The following is a 1,858-nucleotide window of genomic DNA, read 5'->3' on the forward strand; positions in this document are numbered from 1 at the left end:
TTGTATAATGGTAAGGAAGAGATTACTGATTTGGATGTGAATTGGTATGCATATGGGGCAAGAAACTATGACGCTGCATTGGGTAGGTTCTTTAATATTGATAGGTTCGCTGAAATGTATTATGATTTCACACCATATCAATATGGGGCAAATAATCCAATCAAGTTTATTGATGTAAATGGTGACTCTTTAGATATTGCTGGAGATAAAGAAATGGCAATTAATGACTTGAAGAGTTTAGTGCGTAAAAAACATAGAGATAGGATTGATTATGACAAAGAAACAGGAGAAGTTTCGTTTAATACAGAAGGGTTAAAGAGAAATAAGAAAGGCAAATTGAGGGGTGGGTCTAAAATGAAATTACTCGATGGTATAGTTAATGGTTCTGAAAAATATTTGTATGAGGTATCAGAAGTAATGTCTATACAAGTAGGGGATGTTGAAACAGCTAACCCAAAACCGGGATTGTATATTTCATCCTTGACAAATGTGACTGAGGGAACTAGATCAACTACATTATATCCTGATCATTCCATGACAACCAATGCACAATCGCCATGGCAAACAGGTAATTGGACCCGCCAAGTATATGGGTTTGGTAGTGGGCCAGGAAATAGTGTAATGAGGATTCCTCCAAAAGGGTATGATGGTTCTGCTGCTACACATCCGGGACTAGTGGTTCCAGGTAGTGCTGCTCTCCATGGAGCTAGCAGGAAATTAATTGTAGGTCATGTTCTTGGAGAAATGTACTACATGACAAGTGGGCAGATGTCAAGACCAGATGCTCATAATAAATCTCCTAATGGGAGCTATAATTTGAATCAAATTTATTTTAGAGATAAGAATGGAAAAGTTATTAAGAAAGGATTTTAGATACAGTCTATTAATTATAGTATTATCATTAGGCCCTCTATCCCTAAAAGCTCAAAATGAATTTGGATTTGATATCAAGTTACAATCATTGACTGATTCATCTTATGAAGCGAGCGTTGTTGTTGACAATAGAAACGCTATGACATTATATTTTATAGGCCAGATTGGGAGTAGAGAAGCAAGTAGTAATGCTGGAATAATAATTATTGACGCGATAAACTCAATAAATGACCCATATGTAGACCCTTGGTATGAAATAAATCTTGTCCCTGTAACTGCTAATTCTACTTACATATATAAGGTAGAAAAGACGGGTAAAATAGAAGACCTTCAGGAGATTAAACTTTATGTTGAGTATATTGACCCCAACAAAATTAATGATAAGAAAGTAAGAAGGAGATTCTGCAAAAATATTGAGCAAAGAACCTATGGACTACCAATTAGATATTTTGCAAAACAAAGTCAAAGTTTAGTTATTATTAAAGAATTTGTTAAAACAGAAGATTTTTAAAGCCCTCATCTGGTCTTAGCGACTCACTGAGACCATAAAGACTAAAACTTGAAAAAACTAGTATTACTTTTAATATTTTTAGCGTTAGCTATTCAAGTCTGGTCGCAAGATAACGAGCCTGCCGCAGATTCTACTCAAGTGGCTAATGCGGTAGTTGATTCATTAAACCTGAATACTATCCCCACAGATTCAGCGGCTATAGCTAGTGAACTTAAAAAACAGGCCAACAAAGCACTCGCAGATAGTTTAAATAACTATGTAGATGTACCCGTAGCACTAGACTCCACCTTAACAGATCAGGCCAAACAAGAAGCAAAGAAAAGGCTGGAAGAAGAGCTGAATACTAATATTCCTACTGATTCAGCTGCTGTAGCCAATAAAGCGGCTTCAATGGCTAATCAAACCATCAAAGACGAAACAGGCATTGATATTAAAGGCGTGCCTAAAGACTCTGCATCGGTAGCTAAGGAAGCC

Annotated in this window: 3 protein-coding genes; all 3 read left to right on the forward strand. The window is 36.4% G+C overall.

The features are described 5' to 3' along the window. A partial coding sequence (locus E1140_RS04320) for an RHS repeat-associated core domain-containing protein (protein WP_281350351.1) occupies nt 1–873 on the forward strand: 873 nt, incomplete at its 5' end. After that, entirely contained in the window at nt 845–1,384 is a 540-nt protein-coding gene (locus E1140_RS04325; RefSeq protein WP_155179419.1) for a hypothetical protein, read from the forward strand. The genes E1140_RS04320 and E1140_RS04325, both read left to right, overlap by 29 nt. Before the next feature lie 48 nt (nt 1,385–1,432). Beyond that, nucleotides 1,433–1,858: hypothetical protein (locus E1140_RS04330; RefSeq protein WP_221412627.1), on the forward strand; the 426-nt coding region annotated here is incomplete at its 3' end.

Source organism: Fulvivirga lutimaris (genome assembly GCF_009711525.1).
Classification (GTDB): Bacteria; Bacteroidota; Bacteroidia; order Cytophagales; family Cyclobacteriaceae; genus Fulvivirga; species Fulvivirga lutimaris.